The organism is Rubellimicrobium mesophilum DSM 19309, from assembly GCF_000600335.2.
Lineage (GTDB): Bacteria > Pseudomonadota > Alphaproteobacteria > Rhodobacterales > Rhodobacteraceae > Rubellimicrobium > Rubellimicrobium mesophilum.
Map to the genome: position 1 here is coordinate 37424 of NZ_KK088553.1, position 16395 is coordinate 53818.

The window sequence follows — 16395 nt, forward strand, 5'->3', positions numbered from 1 at the left end:
CGCTCCCCCGCCCAACGCCGCGACCCACGCGCCGTTCCGTCACGGCACCCGCCGCCGCGCCCGGGCGAGCGCCCGCGCCTCCTGCGCCGTCATCCCCGCGTGCCGCCGGAAGGCCCGCGAGAAGGCCGAGGCCGAGCCGAACCCCGTCCGCAGCGCCACCTCGCTCAACGGCAGCGCCGTATCCGTCACCAGCCGCCGCGCCGCCAGCAGCCGCAGCCCCGCGTAATAGGCCCCCGGCGTCGTCCCCAGCGCCTCGCGGAACAGCGTCTCCAGCCGCCGCACCGAGACGCCGGCCCGTCGCGCCAGCACCTCCGTCGGCAGCGGCCGCTCCAAGGCCCCCTCCATCGCCCGGACCGCCGCCGCCACGCGCGGCTCCCGCGCCGCCACCCGGCCCATGCTGACGAGCGGCTGCGGGTCCGCCCCCGAGCGCGTCTCCTCGTAGACGAACACGCTCGCCACATCGAGCGCCGCCGTCTCCCCCCACCGCTCCCGGATGAGCGCCAGCATCAGGTCGAAGGCCGGCGAGGCCCCGCCCGCCGTCATCACCCGCCCGTCCACCACCCAGCGGTCCGCGACCACGTCCGTCCCCGGATGGAAGGCCGCGAAGTCCTCCAGGTCCTCCCAATGCGCCGTCGCCCGCTTCCCCTCCAGCAGCCCCAGCGCCCCCAGCACCCAGGCCCCCGACTCGATCCCCGCCACCATCCCGAATCGCGGCGCGACCCGCCGCAGCGCCCCCAGCACCGGCTTCGTCGCGTGCTCCAGCACGTCGAAGCCCGCGACCACCGCCAGCAGGTCGCCCCCCGCATCCGGGCCCAGCGCCTCCCCCGCCACCGGCAGCCCGCAGGTCGTCACCGCGCCGCCCTCGGGCGTCACGACCCGCCAGACCACCCGCTCCGCCCCGCTCACGCGGTTCAGCGCCCGCCAGGGGTCGATCGCCGAGGCGACCGTCATCAGGCTGCTCCCCGGCAGCACGACCACGGTCACGGCAAAGGGCGTTGCGTCGCTCATGGCGCGATCTGTCAAACCTCCTGCGTTCCGCGTCAAGCAACACCCCGCACCGCTCGGCGATAGTGGCCCTCAAGAACAAGGACCCCGCCATGCCCCTCACGCCCTCCCGCGACGTCTTCATCACCTGCGCCGTCACCGGCGCGGGCGACACCACCGGCCGCTCCGACAAGGTGCCCGTCACGCCCCGCCAGATCGCCGACGCCTGCCTCGAGGCCAATGCCGAGGGCGCCGCCGTCGTCCACATCCACGTCCGCGACCCCCAGACGGGCAAGGCCGCCCGCCACCCCGACCTCTACGCCGAGGTGGTCGAATACATCCGCGAATCGGGCCAGGACATGGTCCTGAACCTCACGGCCGGCATGGGCGGCGACCTCACCCTAGGTTCCCCCGACTCGCCCCTACCGCCCGCCGAGAAGGGCACCGACATGGTGGGCGCGGAGGAGCGCCTCGAACACGTTGCGAAGCTCCTCCCCGAAATCTGCACCCTCGACTGCGGAACGATGAACTTCGGCGAGGGCGACTACATCATGGTCAACACGCCCTCGATGCTCCTCGCCATGGCGCGCGGGATGCAGGCCCTCGGCATCCGCCCCGAGATCGAGGCCTTCGACACCGGCCACATTCTCCTCGCCAGGTGGCTGCAATCGCAGGGCGTCCTCGACGACCCCATCATGATCCAGCTCTGCATGGGCATCCCCTGGGGCGCCCCCGACGACCTCACGACCTTCATGGCGATGCGCCAGGCCGTCCCCGCCGACTGGACCGTCTCGGCCTTCTCCATCGGCCGCAACCAGCTCCCCTACGTGGGCCTCGCCGTCGCCGGCGGCTGCCACGTCCGCGTGGGCCTCGAGGACAACATCTGGCTGGGCAAGGGCCAACTCGCCACCAACGGCGACCTCGTGGCCCAAGCCCGCAAGACCATCGAGGGCACCGGCGCCCGCCTCCTCTCCCCCGCAGAAGTCCGGGAAAAACTGAAGCTCCAAAAGCGGTGGGCCTGATGACCATTCAACGAACGGCCGTCCTCGGCGGCGGCGTCATCGGCGCGGGCTGGGTCGCGCGCCTCCTGGAGAACGGACGACGTCGCCGTCTTCGACCCCGCCCCCGACGCCGAGCGCCGCCTCTCCGAGGCCCTCGCCAACGCCGACGCCGCCTATGCCAAGCTCCTCACGGCCCCGCGCCGCGCCAAGGGCAAGCTCCGTATGGCCTCCTCCGTCGCCGACGCCTGCCGCGACGCCGACCTGATCGTCGAGGCCGTCCCCGAGCGCCTCGACATCAAGCACCGCGTCTACGCCGAGGCCGAGACCACCGCCAAGCCCGACGCGCTCATTGCCTCGTCCACCAGCGGCATCAAGCCCACCGACCTCCAGGGCCCGCTCCAACACCCCGAGCGCCTCCTCGTCGTCCACCCGTTCAACCCCGTCTACCTCCTCCCGGTCGTGGAGATCGTCGGCGGCCAGCAGACCTCCGAGGACGCCATTCAGCGCGCGATGACCTTCTACCCCACCCTTGGGATGAAGCCCGTCCGCGTCCGGAAGGAGATCGAGGCCTTCGTCGCCGACCGCCTCCTCGAAGCCCTCTGGCGCGAGGCGCTCTGGCTCATCAAGGACGGCATCTGCACCACGCAGGAGCTCGACGACATCGTCCGCTACGGCTTCGGCCTCCGCTGGGCCCAGCTCGGCGTCTTCGACACCTACCGCGTCGCCGGGGGCGAGGCCGGGATGCGCCACTTCATGGCCCAGTTCGGCCCCTGCCTCTCCTGGCCCTGGACCAAGCTCATGGACGTCCCCGAGTTCGACGACGTCCTCGTCGACCTCATCGCCGGGCAAAGCGACGCGCAAAGCGGCCATATCCCCATCCGCCAGCTCGAACGCATCCGCGACGACAACCTCATCGCCATCCAGAAGGCGCTCCAGGCCAACAACTGGGGCGCTGGCGAGGCCCTTGCGCGGCACGAGGCCGCCCTCGCCAAGGACGCCCCCGAGCCCGACTGGTCGAAGCCGCTGCCCACCTTCGCGATCCGCGTCCCGGCCCACTGGCTCGACTACAACGGCCACATGACCGAGAGCCGCTACCTCGAAGCCTTCGCCTTCGCCACGGACGGCTTCATGCGCATGATCGGGACCGACGCCGACGCCATCGCCGCCGGCCACTCCCTCTTCACCGCCGAGACCCACATCCGCCACTTGGGCGAGGTCTCCCGCGACGAGGACATCGCCATCACCACCCAGGTGATCGAGGCCAAGGGCAAGAAGGTCCACCTCTGGCACGAGATGCGCGAAGGCTCCCGCCTCCTCGCGACCTCCGAGCACCTCCTGATCCACATGGACCTCAACGCCCGCGCCAGCGCCGAGCCCCCGCCCGCCGTCCGTGCGAAACTGGACCACGTCGCCCAGGCCCACGCGAGCCTTCCCACCCCCGACGGCCTCGGCCGCCACGTCGGCCAGCGGAGGTGACGCCATGCACTTCGGACTGACCGACGAGCAGCGCCTCATCGTCGACACCACCCGCGCCTTCGTCGAGAACGAGCTCTACCCGCACGAGGCCGAGGTCGAGCGCACCGGCACCTTGCGCCGCGAGGTCATCGAGGAGGTCAAGGCCAAGGCCATCGCCGCCGGCCTCTACGCCGCCAACATCCCCGAGGAGTTCGGCGGCACCGGCCTCGATACCCTGACCTGGCTCCTCTACGAGAAGGAGCTCGGCCGCGCCAACTACGCCCTTCACTGGACCTGCGTGGCCCGCCCCTCCAACATCCTCTGCGCCGGCACCCCCGAGCAGCGCGAGCGCTACCTGATGCCGTGCGTCCGCGGCGAGACCTGGGACTGCCTCGCCATGACCGAGCCCGGCGCCGGCTCCGACCTGCGCGGCATGAAGGCCACCGCCCGGCAGGACGGCCCCGACTGGGTCCTCAACGGCACCAAGCACTTCATCTCCCACGCCGACATCGCGGGCTTCGTCATCGCCTTCCTGGCCTCGGGTGAGGAAGACACGCCGCGAGGCAAGAAGAAGCGCATCACCGCCTTCTTCGTGGACCGCGACACGCCCGGCCTGACGATCCGCGACGGCTACCGCAACGTCTCCCACCGGGGCTACACCAACAGCGTCATCGAGTTCGACGACGTCCGCTTGCCCTCGGAGCAGGTCCTTGGCGAGCCCCACAAGGGTTTCGAGGTCGCCAACCAGTGGCTCGGCGCCACACGGTTGCAGGTCGGCGCGACCTGCCTCGGCCGGGCGGAACGGGCCTTCGGCCACGCCGTCGAATGGGCCGCCACCCGGACCCAGTTCGGCCAGCCTATCGGCAAGAACCAGGGTGTCAGCTTCAAGCTCGCCGACATGGCAACCGAGATGAAGGCCGCCGAGCTGATGATCCTGGAGGCCGGCTGGAAGTTCGACCAGGGCACCGCCTCCGACGCCGACATGGCCATGGCGAAGCTCAAGGCGACCGAGATGCTTGCCATGGTCGCCGACGAGGCCATCCAGATCTACGGCGGCATGGGCCTGATGGAGGAGCTGCCCCTCGAACGCATCTGGCGCGACGCCCGCGTCGAACGCATCTGGGAGGGCACCAGCGAGATCCAGCGCCACATCATCAGCCGCGCCCTCCTGCGCCCCTTCGGTGCCTGATGCGCGACCTCGCTCCCCCCGCCCGCGACCTCTCCCGCCTCCTCCGCCCCCGCTCCGTCGCCCTTTTCGGCGGCGGCTGGGCCGAGAACGTGATCGTCCAGCTCCGCAAGGCATGTTTCACGGGAAACATCTGGCCCGTCCACCCCAAGCGGGCGGAGATCGCAGGAGTTCCCTGCCTCCCCAGCCTCGCCGACCTCCCCAGCGCCCCCGACGCCGCCTTCGTCGGTGTGAACCGCGAGGCCTCGGTGGAGGTCATCGCCGCGCTCTCCGCCATGGGCGCGGGCGGCGCGGTCTGCTTCGCCTCCGGCTTCAAGGAGACCGAGGAGGGCGCCGGCGCCGACCTCCAGGACCGCCTCGTCGCGGCGGCCGGGTCCATGCCGATCCTCGGCCCCAACTGCTACGGGTTCCTGAACGCCCTCGACATGGTGACGCTCTGGCCCGACCAGCACGGCCTCGTCGCGGTCGAACGCGGCATCGCCATCGTCGGCCAGTCGTCCAACGTCGCCATCAACCTGACCATGCAGCGGCGTGGCCTCCCCATCGCCTATGTCCTGATGGCCGGGAACCAGGCCCAGACCGGCCTCGCCGACCTCGCCCTCGCCGCGCTCCACGACCCGCGCGTCACCGCCGTCGGGATGCACGTCGAGGGCTTCGGCGACCTCCGCGCCTTCGAAGCCATGGCCCAGGAGGCCCGCCGCCTCGGCAAGCCCGTCGTCGTCCTGAAAGCCGGCCGCTCCGCCGCCGCCCAGGCCGCGACGCTCACTCACACCGCGAGCCTCGCCGGAGGCTCCGCCGTGGCCTCCGCCTTCCTCAAGCGGACGGGCTGCACCGAGGTCACCTCCCTCGGCGCCTTCCTCGAGACCCTGAAGCTCCTCCACCTCGGCGGCTCCCTCGCGGGCCCGAACGTCGTCTCCGTCTCCTGCTCCGGCGGCGAGGCGAGCCTCATGGCCGACGGCGCCGAAGGCACGGCGATCCAGTGGCGCCCCTTCCCCGACGTGACCCGGCAGGAGCTGCGCGAAATCCTCGGCCCCATCGTCACCGTCGCGAACCCGCTCGACTACCACACCTTCATCTGGGGCGACACGGAGCGCATGACCGCCACCTTCTCGGCGGTCCTCCGGGGCGGCTTCGACCTGGGCTGCTTCGTCCTCGACCTCCCCCGCGCCGACCGCTGCTCGCCCGAGGGCTACCGCTGCGCCATCGACGCCATCCTCGCCGCTCGCCAAGCCACCGGAGCCCGCACCGCCGTCCTCGCCTCCCTCCCCGAGGCCATCGACGAGGCCCTCACCGCCCGGTTCGAGTCCCACGGCGTCACCGTCCTTCACGGCATGACCGACGGCCTCGCCGCCATCGACGCGGCCATCCATGCGGGTCGCCTCGCCCCATCAGACACGCCCGCCCTCCTCGCCCGCCCCGGTGCGCCCGGCGAAGCAACCACCCTCTCCGAAGCCGAGTCCAAGGCCGCCCTCGCCCGCCACGGCCTCCGCGTCCCCGCCTCCGCCACGGCTCCCGACGCGGACGGCATCGTCCAAGCAGCCCGGACCCTCCGCTTCCCTCTCGCCCTGAAAGCCCTCGGCGTGGCCCACAAATCCGAGTCCGGCGCCGTCGCCCTCCACCTCGCCACTCCCGAGGCCCTCCGCGACGCCGCCCAGCGCCTCGCCCCCCTAGGTACCGGCCTCCTCGCCGAGGAAATGGCCCCACCCGGCCCCGAGCTCCTCGTCGGCGTCACCCGCGACCCCACCGGCCTCCTCGCCCTCACCATCGGCGCAGGCGGCGTGCTGACTGAACTCCTCCGCGACAGCGCCACCCTCGTCCTCCCGGCCACCCGCGACGAACTCCAGGACGCGCTGATGAGCCTCCGCCTCGCCGCGCTCCTCAAAGGCTACCGAGGCCAGCCCCCCGCCGACCTCGACGCCCTCCTCGACGCCATCGAAGCCATCGCCGCCTACGCGCGGACCGAGGCCCCTCGCCTCTTCGAGCTCGACGTGAACCCCCTCATCGCCGGCCCGCACGGGGCCGTCGCCGTGGACGCCCTGATCCGACTGGAAGCCCCATGACCGACTCCCCGATCAAGACCCGACGCGAGGGCCACGTCCTCGAGGTCACCCTCGACCGCCCCAAGGCCAACGCCGTGGACCTCGCCACCTCCCGCATCATGGGCGAGACCTTCAAGGCCTTCCGCGACGACCCCGACCTGCGCGTGGCCATCCTCACCGGCGCGGGCGAGAAGTTCTTCTGCCCCGGCTGGGACCTCAAGGCGGCGGCGGGCGGCGACGCCGTGGACGGCGACTACGGGGTCGGCGGCTTCGGCGGGCTGCAGGAACTGCCCCGCCTCAACAAGCCCGTCATCGCCGCCGTGAACGGCATCTGCTGCGGCGGCGGCCTGGAGATCGCCCTCTCCTGCGACATCATCCTCGCGGCCCAGCACGCGACCTTCGCCCTGCCGGAAATCAGGTCCGGCACCGTCGCCGACGCGGCGTCGATCAAGCTCCCCAAGCGCATCCCCTACCACATCGCCATGGAGATGCTGCTGACGGGGCGCTGGATCGACGCGGAGGAGGCCCATCGCTGGGGCCTCGTCAACCGCATCATTCCAGCCCCCGACCTCATGGCGCAGGCCTGGGACATGGCCCGCCTGATCGCCTCCGGCCCCCCCCTCGTCATGGCGGCCATCAAGGAGGTCGTCCGCGACGCCGAGGATTCCAAGTTCCAGGACGCCCTCAACCGCGTCACCCGGCGCCAGCTTCCCACCGTGGACGCCCTCTATGGCAGCGAGGACCTGATGGAGGGCTTCCGCGCCTTCACCGAGAAGCGCGACCCGGTGTGGAAAGGGCGGTAACGAGCCGATTATCCGTAGGGCGGGCTTCAGCCCGCCAATCGCCGCCCACGCGCCCTGAGCCAAGGTTGCATGGCGGGCTGAAGCCCGCCCTCCGGAGTTCCGCCCGTCTGGCGGTCTGATCGGAAGCCGTCCTAGAAATATATCCGGAACCGCTCCCGCACCGCCCGGTCGGTCGCGGGGTCGATCACCGGCCGCCACTCCTCCAGCAGCCGCCTCTTCCGCGCCGTCGCGCGCTCCACCAGGCCGGGCCGTCCCTTCTCGTTCCACTCCTTGGGGCTCATCCGGTCCGCGACCGCCGGATAGACGTAGTCCGTCTGCATCAATCGCAGCGTCTGGTCGCTCCCCAGGTAATGCCCCGGCCCGCCGAGGCAGGTCTGCCGGATCACGTCCACCGAGACCGCATCCTCCGTCACCTCGATCCCCCGCACGCAGCGCAGCACCTGCCCCAGCATGTCGTCGCCCAGGACCAAGGACTCCGGGCAGAAGCCCAGCAGCGAGGCGTGCATCCCCACCGCCTCGTAGACCATGTTCAGCCCCGACAGCCCCGCCATGGTGTTGGAGATCGCCTGCTCCCACCCCGCCTGCATGTCGGGGAGCTTCGAGTCCGCCATCCCCGCCGCCGCCCCTCCCGGCAGCCCGTAGAAGCGGTGCATCTGCGCGCAACCCGCCGTCAGCAGCGCCTGCTCGCCCGAGCCGCCCGACATGGCGCCGGTCCGCAGGTCGCTCACGAAGGGCCAGGTCCCGAACACCGCCGGGAAGCCCGGCACCATGGCGTTGACGTAGACGAGCCCCGCAAGGCACTCCGCCGTGGCCTGCACGATGGTCGCCGCGATGGACGCCGGCGAGGTCGCCCCCGCCTGCCCAGCCGACAAGAGGAGCACCGGCATCCCGCCACGGACGCAGGCCTCCATGGTCCGGCAGGACTCCTCCGCGAAGGTCATCGGCGGCACGACGAAGCAGTTGGAGTTCGACACGAAGGGCCGCTCGCGCCACCTGTCCTCGCCCCCGGCGATCAGGTGGAGCATCTCCAGCGCCTGCGCCACGTGCGCGGGCTCGGTGAAGCTGGTGCCGACGTGCTTCGTCGTCCCCGCGCAGCAGGCATAGAGCGTGTTGAGGTCCATCTCCAGATTATCAGGGATGTCCCGGCACACCATCGGCCGCTGGAAGAAGTGGACGTTGTCGAGCCCCTGCGCCAGCCGCGCCGCCTCGTGCAGGTCCCTGGACGTCGAATCCCGGTAGTCCCCCGTCTCCACGTCCACCACATGCACCGCCGCCCCGGCGGTCCCGTAATGGACCCGAGTCCCCTCCAGATGCAGGTCGTATTTCGGGTCGCGCCCGTGCAGCACGATCCCCCGCGCCGCGCGGGCCAGCATGTCCTCGACCAGCGCGCGCGGGAAGCGGATGCGCCCGTCCTCCCCCTGCACCGCGCCCGCGCCCGTCAGGATCTCCACCGCCGAGGGCGGGGCCTTCCCGAACCCCACCTGCTCCAGCGCGTCCAACGCCGCCCGGTGGATGCGCTGGACTCCCTCCTCGCTCAGGGGGTTGTAGCGCCCGCCCGGCATCCCCGGCCGCACGGGCCGCAGGTTCTCGGCCAGCGGCGCCGCCCGTTCCGCCGTGCGCGCCGCCCGCCCACCGTGGCGCCGCGCCGCCGCCCGGGGGGCGCAGAGGTCGGGGTCGATGGTCTCGTCGGTCATGCCCTCACCCGTTCCGCTTTCGGATCATACATCGGCCGCAAGCTGGCCTCCGCCGGCACCCGAGTCCCCGCGATCTCGATCTCGTAGGAGGAGCCCAGCACCTCGGCCGCGCTCTCCCCCGCGCAGGGAACGTAGCCCAGCCCCACCGCGCCGCCTAGGGCGTGCCCGTAGGCGCCCGAGGTCAGGATGCCCACGATCTCCCCGTTCCGCACGATCCCCTCGTTGTGCACGAGGATCGGCTCCGGGTCCCGCAGCCGGAACTGCACGAGTCGCCGCGACAGCCCCTCGTTGTGCTTTCTCAGCACGGCATCCCGCCCCAGGAACTCGCCCTTGTCGGCCTTGACCGCGAAGCCCAGCCCCGCCTCCAGCACATGATCCTCGTCGGTGATGTCGTGGCCGAAATGCCGGAACGCCTTCTCCATCCGGCAGCTATCCAGCGCATGAAGCCCGCAGAGCTTCAGCCTGTCCCCACCGGCCTCGACCAGCGTGTCGAACACGTGCTGCGCCTGATCCGTGGGCACATACAGCTCCCACCCGAGCTCGCCCACGTAGGTCACCCGGTGCGCGCGTGCGAGGCCCAGCCCCAGCTCGATCTCCCGCGCGGTCCCGAAGGGGAAGCCCTCGTTCGACAGGTCGTCGGGAGTCACGGCCCGCAGCAGGTCCCGCGACTCCGGCCCCATGACCACGAACACCGCCTCCCCCGCGCTCGCGTCCGTCACCACCGCGAAGGCATCGCCCACGTGGCGCCGCAGCCAGGCAAGGTCCCGCTGGAGGTTCGTCCCCGCCGTCACCACCAGGAACGCCGTCTCCGAGAGGCGCGTGACCGTCACGTCCGCCTCGATCCCTCCGCGCCGGTTCAGCATCTGCGTGTAGACGATCCGCCCCACGGCCACGTCCACGTCCGCCCCGCAGAGCCGCTGGAGCACCGCGCAGGCGTCCCGCCCCTCGACCCGGATCTTCCCGAACGAGGTCATGTCGAAGAGCCCCACGCGCTCTCGCACGGCCATGTGCTCCTCGCGCTGGTTCTCCCACCAGTTCGGGCGATGCCACGAATAGCGATACGCCGGCTCCTGCCCGGGCTTCGCGAACCAGTTCGCCCGCTCCCACCCCGCGACCTCGCCGAACACCGCGCCCTTCGCGGCGAGCCGGTCATGCACCGGCGACTTCCGCACGCCGCGCGCCGTCGCCACCTGCCGGTAAGGGAAGTGGTCCGCGTAAAGCAGCCCCAGCGTCTCCGACACCCGCTCGCGCAGATACCGCCGGTTCCGCTGGAACGGCTGCGCCCGGCGGATGTCCACCTCCCAGAGGTCGAAGGGCGGCTCCCCGTCCTCCATCCACTGCGCGAGCGCCATGCCCGCGCCCCCGGAGGACACGATCCCGATGGAGTTGTAGCCCGCCGCGATCCAGTAGCCCTTCAGCTCCGGCGCCTCGCCCAGGTAGTAGCGGTCGTCGGGCGTGAAGCTCTCCGGCCCGTTGAACAGCGTGCGGAACCCCGCCTCGGCCAGCAGAGGCACCCGCTCGATGGCCTTCTCCAGAACGGGCTCCATGTGCTCCATGTCGAAGGGCAGCTCGTCGAACTCGAAGCTCTCGGGGATGCCGGCCATGCCCCAGGGCTTGGCCTTGGGCTCGAAGGCCCCGATCATGATCTTGCCCGCGTCCTCCTTGTAGTAGGCGCACTCGTCCGGCACCCGCAGGACCGGCAGCCGCTCCAGCCCCGGGATCGGCTCGCTCACCACATAGAAGTGCTCGGCGGCATGGAGCGGCAGCGTCACGCCTGACCGCCCCGCCAGCTCCCGCCCCCACATCCCGCCGCAGTTCACGACGTGCTCGCAGGCGATGGAGCCCCGGGACCCGTCCAGCCCCTCCCACTCCACGCCCGTCACGCGCCCCCTCGGCCTGCGTCACGCCCGTGACCTTCACGCCCTCGACCACCTTGGCCCCGTGCATTCGCGCGCCCTTGGCCAGCGCCATGGCGATGTTCGCCGGATCGCACTGCCCGTCGCCCGGCAGGTGCACCCCGCCCACGACATCGCCGATCTCCAGATGCGGATAGAGGTCCTTCAGTTCCTGGGGCGACTTCTCGTGCACCTCGACGCCAAAGGCCCGCGCCAGCGTCGCCTGCCGCAGCAACTCATGGTGACGCTCCGCCGTCAGTGCCACCGACAGAGAGCCCACGCGACGCAGCCCCGTCGCGACCCCGGTCTCCGCCTCCAGCCGGGCGTAGAGGTCCGCCGAGTACTTGGCGAGCCGCGTCATGTTCCGGCTCCCCCGCAACTGCCCGACAAGGCCCGCCGCGTGCCACGTCGTCCCCGAGGTCAGCCGCTTACGCTCCAGCAGCACCACGTCCCAGCCGAGCCTGGCCAGGTGATAGGCCGCCGAGCAGCCGGAGACCCCGCCGCCGATGACGACGGCGCGGGCATGGGAGGGAAGATCAGGCATCGAAGTCTCTCTGGATCAGGCCCGCAGGCGCTCGTTCAAAGGGTCCCAAAGGGGCGCATCGGGCTGGACGGTCGCGGGGATGCGGGTCCCGAAGACCTCCACCTCCACCCGCGTCCCGGGCTCCGCGAGGTCGGCGCGCAGCATTCCCAAGGCCACGCAGCGGTCCACGCGGAACCCCCACCCGGCCGAGGTCGTCTCGCCGACCACGGTCCCATCCTGCCAAAGCGTGCTCATGTAGGGCGGGTCGAACTCCCCCGCCTCGACGGCCAGCGTCACGAACCGCTTGGCGACGCCCCGCTGCTTCTCGCGCTCCAGGGCCGCCTTGCCCCGGAAGGCCGGCTTGGTCCAGTCCACGAACCGCTCCAGCCCGCCCTGCAGCACCGAGTAGTCCGTGGACAGGTCCCCCTTCCACGCCCGATATCCCTTCTCCAGCCGCAAGGAGTCCAGCGCCCACATCCCGAACGGCCGCAGCCCCAACGGTTCCCCCGCCGCCATCACCGCGTCCCACACGGCCGGCGTATCCCCGACCCGCGTATGCAGCTCCCACCCCAGTTCCCCCGCGAAGGACACCCGCGCGAGGAGGCACGGCCGCCCCGCCACCGTCGCCTCCTGATGCGAGAGCCACGGCCGCGACAGGTCCGCCTCCGTGATCCCCGCCAGGATCTCGCGGCTGCGAGGCCCGGTCAGAATCTGGCACGACCACTCCGCCGTCACGTCCGAGAGCCTCAGCCCCTCCGGCATATGCGCCAGCAACCAATCCCTATCATGCCACTGCGCCGCCGCTGCGGTGATGAGCAGGAACCGGTCCTCCCCCAGCGTCAGGATCGACATCTCCGTGACGATCCGCCCGTCCTCGTCCGCGAAGTACCCAAGCCCCATCCGCCCCGGCCTCGGCACTCGCCCCGTCACCTGCTCCGCGAGCCATTCCCCTGCCCCCGGCCCCTCCAGCACGAAGCGCGAGAACCCCGGCAGGTCGAGGATGCCCGCCGCGTCCCGCACCGCGAGGCACTCCTCCCGCACCCGCTCCAGCCAGGGCCCGTCCCGGCGCCACGTCTGCGTCGAGGCCTCGGACACGTCGTCCCCCGGCCGCGCATACCACAGCGCCCGCTCCCAGCCGTTGAACGCCCCATACTGCGCGCCCAGTGCGGAGGTCCGATCATGCACCGCCGACACCCTCTTGGGCCGCCCGGCGGGCCAGGCATGGCGCGGGAAGTGGATCGCGTATTCGTGCCCGTAGGTCTCCATCCCCTTGGCGACCGCATAATCGGAGTCGATGAAGTCCGTGAACCGGCGCGGATCGCAGGACCACATATCCCACTCCGTCCGCCCTTCCGTCACCCACTCCGCCAGCACCTTCCCCGCGCCGCCCGCCTGGCAGATGCCAAAGGTGAACACGCAGGCCTCATAGGCGTCCGGCACCCCCGGCATCGGCCCGAGCAGCGGGTTCCCGTCCGGCGCATAGGGGATCGGCCCGTTGATGACCCGCTGGAGCCCCGCCTGCCCCAGGATCGGCACCCGCCGCATCGCGTCCTCCACGATGGGCGCGATCCGCTCCAGATCGTCGGGGAAGAGCTGGAACGAGAAGTCCTCGGGCATCGGATCGTCCGGCGCCACCCAATGCGCCCGGCAATCCGGCTCGTAGGGGCCGAGGTTGAACCCCATCTTCTCCTGCCGGAGGTAGTAGCTCACGTCCACGTCCCGCAGCAGCGGCAGCTTCCGCCCAGCCCCCTTGGACCACGCCTCCAGCTCCGGGATCGTGTCGAACACCAAATACTGATGGCTCATCACCATCATCGGCACGTCGCGCCCGAACCACGCGCCCACCTCCCGCGCCCGATACCCCGCCGCGTTCACCACCTTCTCGCAGCGGATCTCCCCCGCTTCCGTCTCCACGACCCAGCGGCCAGCCTCGCGCCGCGCCCCCGTCACCTTGCAGAACCGCACGATCTGAGCGCCGAGGTTCCGCGCCCCCTTGGCCAAAGCCTGCGTGAGCTGCGCCGGGTCGATGTCCCCGTCATGGGGATCATACAGCGCCCCCGTCAGGTCATGCGTCTCCAGGAACGGATAGCGCTCCCCGATCTCCCCCGGCGAGAGCAGGTCGAGGTCCATCCCCTGGTACCGCCCCATCCCCACGACCCGCGCGAACTCCTGCATCCGCTCCGGCGTGTGCGCGAGCCGCAGCGACCCCGTGACGTGGTAGTTCATCGGGTAATCGACCGCCTCGGCCAGCCCGCGATAGAGCTGCGCCGAATACCGCTGCATGTTCATGATCGACCACGAGGAGGAGAACGTCGGCACGTTCCCCGCCGCGTGCCACGTCGAGCCCGCCGTCAACTCGTTCCGCTCCAAGAGCACGCAGTCCGTCCACCCGGCCTTCGCCAGATGATACAGCGCCGACACGCCCACGGCCCCTCCGCCGATGATGACGACACGGGCCGAGGTGGGCAGGACGCTCATGGCCGAACCTTCGCTGAGGGGTGGGACGGGCCGGATGCTCGCATCCGCTTAGTGAAATCTCAAGCGATATTTTCACTCACTTGAAACCCGCCGCCGTTTTCCGCCACAAGGGGCCAAGCCACGGAGGGACGCCCCATGTCGCGACAGATCGGCGAGGACATCCGCGCGCTCCGCCGCTCCCGCGACCTGACGCTGCAGGCGCTCTCCTCCGCCATCGGCCGCTCGGTGGGCTGGCTCAGCCAGATCGAGCGGGGCCAGACCACCCCCTCCGTCCGCGACCTCGGCCTCCTGGCCGAGCAGCTCGGCATCCACATCAGCTTCTTCTTCCGCTCCTCCGCCCGCGACGAGGGCGAGCGCGGCCTGATCCAGCGCGCCCCCGACCGCGTCCCCATCGGCTCCATGGAGAGCGGCCTCTCCGAGGAGCTCCTCTCCCCCAAGCTCGGCGGCGGCTTCGAGATGATCCGCTCTGCCTTCGCCCCCGGGGCGAGCAGCGACGGCCCCGTCTCCGCGCGCGGGGCCGAGCACGGCGGCGTCCTCCTCGAAGGCACGCTCCTCCTCACCATCGGCGAGCAGGAGTTCCGCCTCGCCCCCGGCGACAGCTTCCAGTTCGCGGGCCAGCCCTACGCCTGGCGCAACGACGGCGAGACGCCCGCCATCGCCGTCTGGATCATCTCGCCGCCGGTCTATTGACGCCCCGCCCCGCGCCGGGCCTAGCTGTCGATCAACAAGGGAGGGACAGGATGCGGACAGTGGGCACAGCCTTGGTCGAGGGCCTCGTCGCGCGCGGCGTGGACACCGTCTTCGGCATCCCCGGCGTCCACACCCTCGAACTCTACCGGGGCCTCGCCGGGAGTCCCCTTCGCCACGTCACCCCCCGGCACGAGCAGGGCGCGGGCTTCATGGCCGAGGGCCACGCCCGCGCCACGGGCCGCCCCGGCGTCGCCTTCGTCATCACCGGCCCGGGCCTGACCAACATCCTCACCCCGATGGCGCAGGCCCGCTCCGAGTCGATCCCGATGCTGGTGATCTCCAGCACCCTCCCGCGCCACACCCTCGGCCGGGGCACCGGCGCGCTCCACGAGCTTCCCGACCAGCGCCGCCTCATGGAGTCGGTCGCCCTCTGGTCCCACACCCTCCTCGACCCCCGGAACCTCCCCGAGGCCCTCGACCGCGCCTTCGCGACGGCCACGACAGGCCGCCCCGGCCCCATCCACCTCGAAATCCCGATGGACGTGCTGGCCCTCCCCTGCGACGCGCTCCCCCCGCCTGCCGCGCCTCTTGCCCCGGCGCGCCCCGACCCCGCCGCCATCGAGGAGGCCGCCCGCCGCCTCGCCGCCTCGCGCCGCCCCGTGATCCTCGCCGGCGGAGGCGCCCGCCGCGCCGCCGTCCCCCTCCGCGCGCTGGCCGAGGCGCTCGACGCTCCCGTGGTCACCACCGTCAACGGGCGCGGCCTCCTCGCCCATCACCCGCTCTCCGTCCCGGCGAGCCCCTACCTTCCCCCCGTCCGCGCCCTCCTGCGCGAGGCCGATGCCGTCCTGGCGCTCGGCACCGAGTTCGGCCCCACCGACTATGAAACCTACGAGGCCGGCGTGATGCCATCCCTCGCGGGGCTCATCCGCGTGGAGATCGACCCCGCCCAGGTCGCGCGCGGCCCCCGCCCCGACCTCGCCCTCCTCGCCGATGCCAGATCCGCCGCCGAGGCCCTCCTCGACGCGCTCCCCCTCGACCCCCGCCCCGGCGACGGCACCCTCCGCGCCACCCACCTTCGCGACGCCGCCCGCGCCACGCTCATCCCCGCCCACCAGCGCGCCCTTTCGGTGCTGGAGACGATCCGCGCCACCCTCCCCGGCACCCCCCTCGTCGGCGACTCGACCGAGCCCATCTACGCCGGCAACCTGTTCTTCGAGCCCGACGCCCCCGGCCTCTGGTTCAACTCCGCCATGGGCTTCGGCACGCTCGGCTACGCGCTCCCCGCCGCCATCGGCCGGGCGCTGGCGGACCCCTCGCGCCCCGTGGTGGCGCTGGCGGGCGACGGCGGCCTCCAGTTCACCCTGTCCGAGCTGGGCTCCCTTGCCGACGCCAAGGCACCCGTCATCGTCCTCGTCTGGAACAGCAACGGCTACGCCGAGATCGAGCTGGCCGTGCGCGAGGCCGGCGTCACCCCCATCGGCGTCACCCCCTCCGCCCCCGACTTCGTCGCCGTCGCCCGCGCCTACGGCCTCCCCGCCGAGCGCGCCACCTCCCTCGACGCCCTCCCCGGCCTCCTGCGGCAAGCGGCGGAGCGTGGCGGACCGGCCCTCATCGACCTGCCCACCGCCGTCGTCCACGGGACCTGAC

At 71.7% G+C, this 16395-nt stretch carries 10 protein-coding genes and 2 pseudogenes; 7 read left to right on the plus strand and 5 right to left on the minus strand.

The genetic code is table 11. The annotated features are described in order from the left end of the window. Nucleotides 1-39: 39 nt before the first annotated feature. Nucleotides 40-1008: a GlxA family transcriptional regulator gene (locus RUMESO_RS03100; RefSeq protein WP_037278039.1), complete on the minus strand. Its 969-nt coding sequence runs from the start codon at nucleotides 1006-1008 to the stop codon at nucleotides 40-42. 89 nt (nucleotides 1009-1097) lie between these two features. Between RUMESO_RS03100 and RUMESO_RS03105 the strand changes: the two genes are divergently transcribed. From RUMESO_RS03105 to RUMESO_RS03125, 5 genes and pseudogenes are all read left to right on the plus strand, one after another. Further along, nucleotides 1098-2006, plus strand: a complete 909-nt coding sequence (locus tag RUMESO_RS03105; protein WP_037278040.1) for a beta-keto acid cleavage family enzyme — start codon at nucleotides 1098-1100, stop codon at nucleotides 2004-2006. Beyond that, a pseudogene (locus tag RUMESO_RS03110) lies at nucleotides 2006-3461 on the plus strand (carnitine 3-dehydrogenase). The gene RUMESO_RS03105 and the pseudogene RUMESO_RS03110 overlap by 1 nt, the downstream one beginning before the upstream one ends. A gap of 4 nt (nucleotides 3462-3465) precedes the next feature. Next, nucleotides 3466-4629 carry an acyl-CoA dehydrogenase family protein gene (locus RUMESO_RS03115; protein ID WP_037278041.1) on the plus strand — a complete coding sequence of 388 codons (1164 nt, stop codon included), beginning with the start codon at nucleotides 3466-3468 and terminating at the stop codon, nucleotides 4627-4629. Next, a complete protein-coding gene (locus RUMESO_RS03120) occupies nucleotides 4629-6686 on the plus strand; it encodes an acetate--CoA ligase family protein (protein WP_037278042.1) in 2058 nt (685 codons plus the stop codon). The genes RUMESO_RS03115 and RUMESO_RS03120 overlap by 1 nt, the downstream gene beginning before the upstream one ends. Then, nucleotides 6683-7468, plus strand: coding sequence for a carnitinyl-CoA dehydratase (locus tag RUMESO_RS03125; protein WP_037278044.1), 786 nt, complete (start codon nucleotides 6683-6685; stop codon nucleotides 7466-7468). Before RUMESO_RS03120 ends, RUMESO_RS03125 begins: the two co-directional genes overlap by 4 nt. 131 nt (nucleotides 7469-7599) lie before the next feature. On the opposite strand, the gene RUMESO_RS03130 is transcribed toward RUMESO_RS03125, so the two are convergent. From RUMESO_RS03130 to RUMESO_RS03140, 4 genes and pseudogenes are all read right to left on the minus strand, one after another. Continuing rightward, nucleotides 7600-9162 (minus strand): trimethylamine methyltransferase family protein, encoded by a 1563-nt coding sequence (locus RUMESO_RS03130; protein ID WP_037278045.1) that lies wholly within the window; start codon nucleotides 9160-9162, stop codon nucleotides 7600-7602. Further along, nucleotides 9159-10514 (minus strand): glycine cleavage T C-terminal barrel domain-containing protein, encoded by a 1356-nt coding sequence (locus tag RUMESO_RS28280; protein ID WP_425414864.1) that lies wholly within the window; start codon nucleotides 10512-10514, stop codon nucleotides 9159-9161. The genes RUMESO_RS03130 and RUMESO_RS28280 overlap by 4 nt, the downstream gene beginning before the upstream one ends. 42 nt (nucleotides 10515-10556) lie before the next feature. After that, nucleotides 10557-11601 (minus strand): annotated as a pseudogene (locus RUMESO_RS28285) (NAD(P)/FAD-dependent oxidoreductase); the annotation flags it as partial. 15 nt (nucleotides 11602-11616) lie between these two features. Continuing rightward, nucleotides 11617-14058 (minus strand): GcvT family protein, encoded by a 2442-nt coding sequence (locus RUMESO_RS03140; RefSeq protein WP_037278046.1) that lies wholly within the window; start codon nucleotides 14056-14058, stop codon nucleotides 11617-11619. A gap of 135 nt (nucleotides 14059-14193) precedes the next feature. Here RUMESO_RS03140 and RUMESO_RS03145 point away from each other — a divergent pair, with 135 nt between their 5' ends. Next, nucleotides 14194-14748: a helix-turn-helix domain-containing protein gene (locus RUMESO_RS03145; protein ID WP_037278047.1), complete on the plus strand. Its 555-nt coding sequence runs from the start codon at nucleotides 14194-14196 to the stop codon at nucleotides 14746-14748. A gap of 50 nt (nucleotides 14749-14798) precedes the next feature. Then, on the plus strand, nucleotides 14799-16394 hold the full coding sequence (locus RUMESO_RS03150; protein ID WP_037278048.1) for a 5-guanidino-2-oxopentanoate decarboxylase: 1596 nt from the start codon (nucleotides 14799-14801) through the stop codon (nucleotides 16392-16394). Nucleotide 16395: the final 1 nt, after the last annotated feature.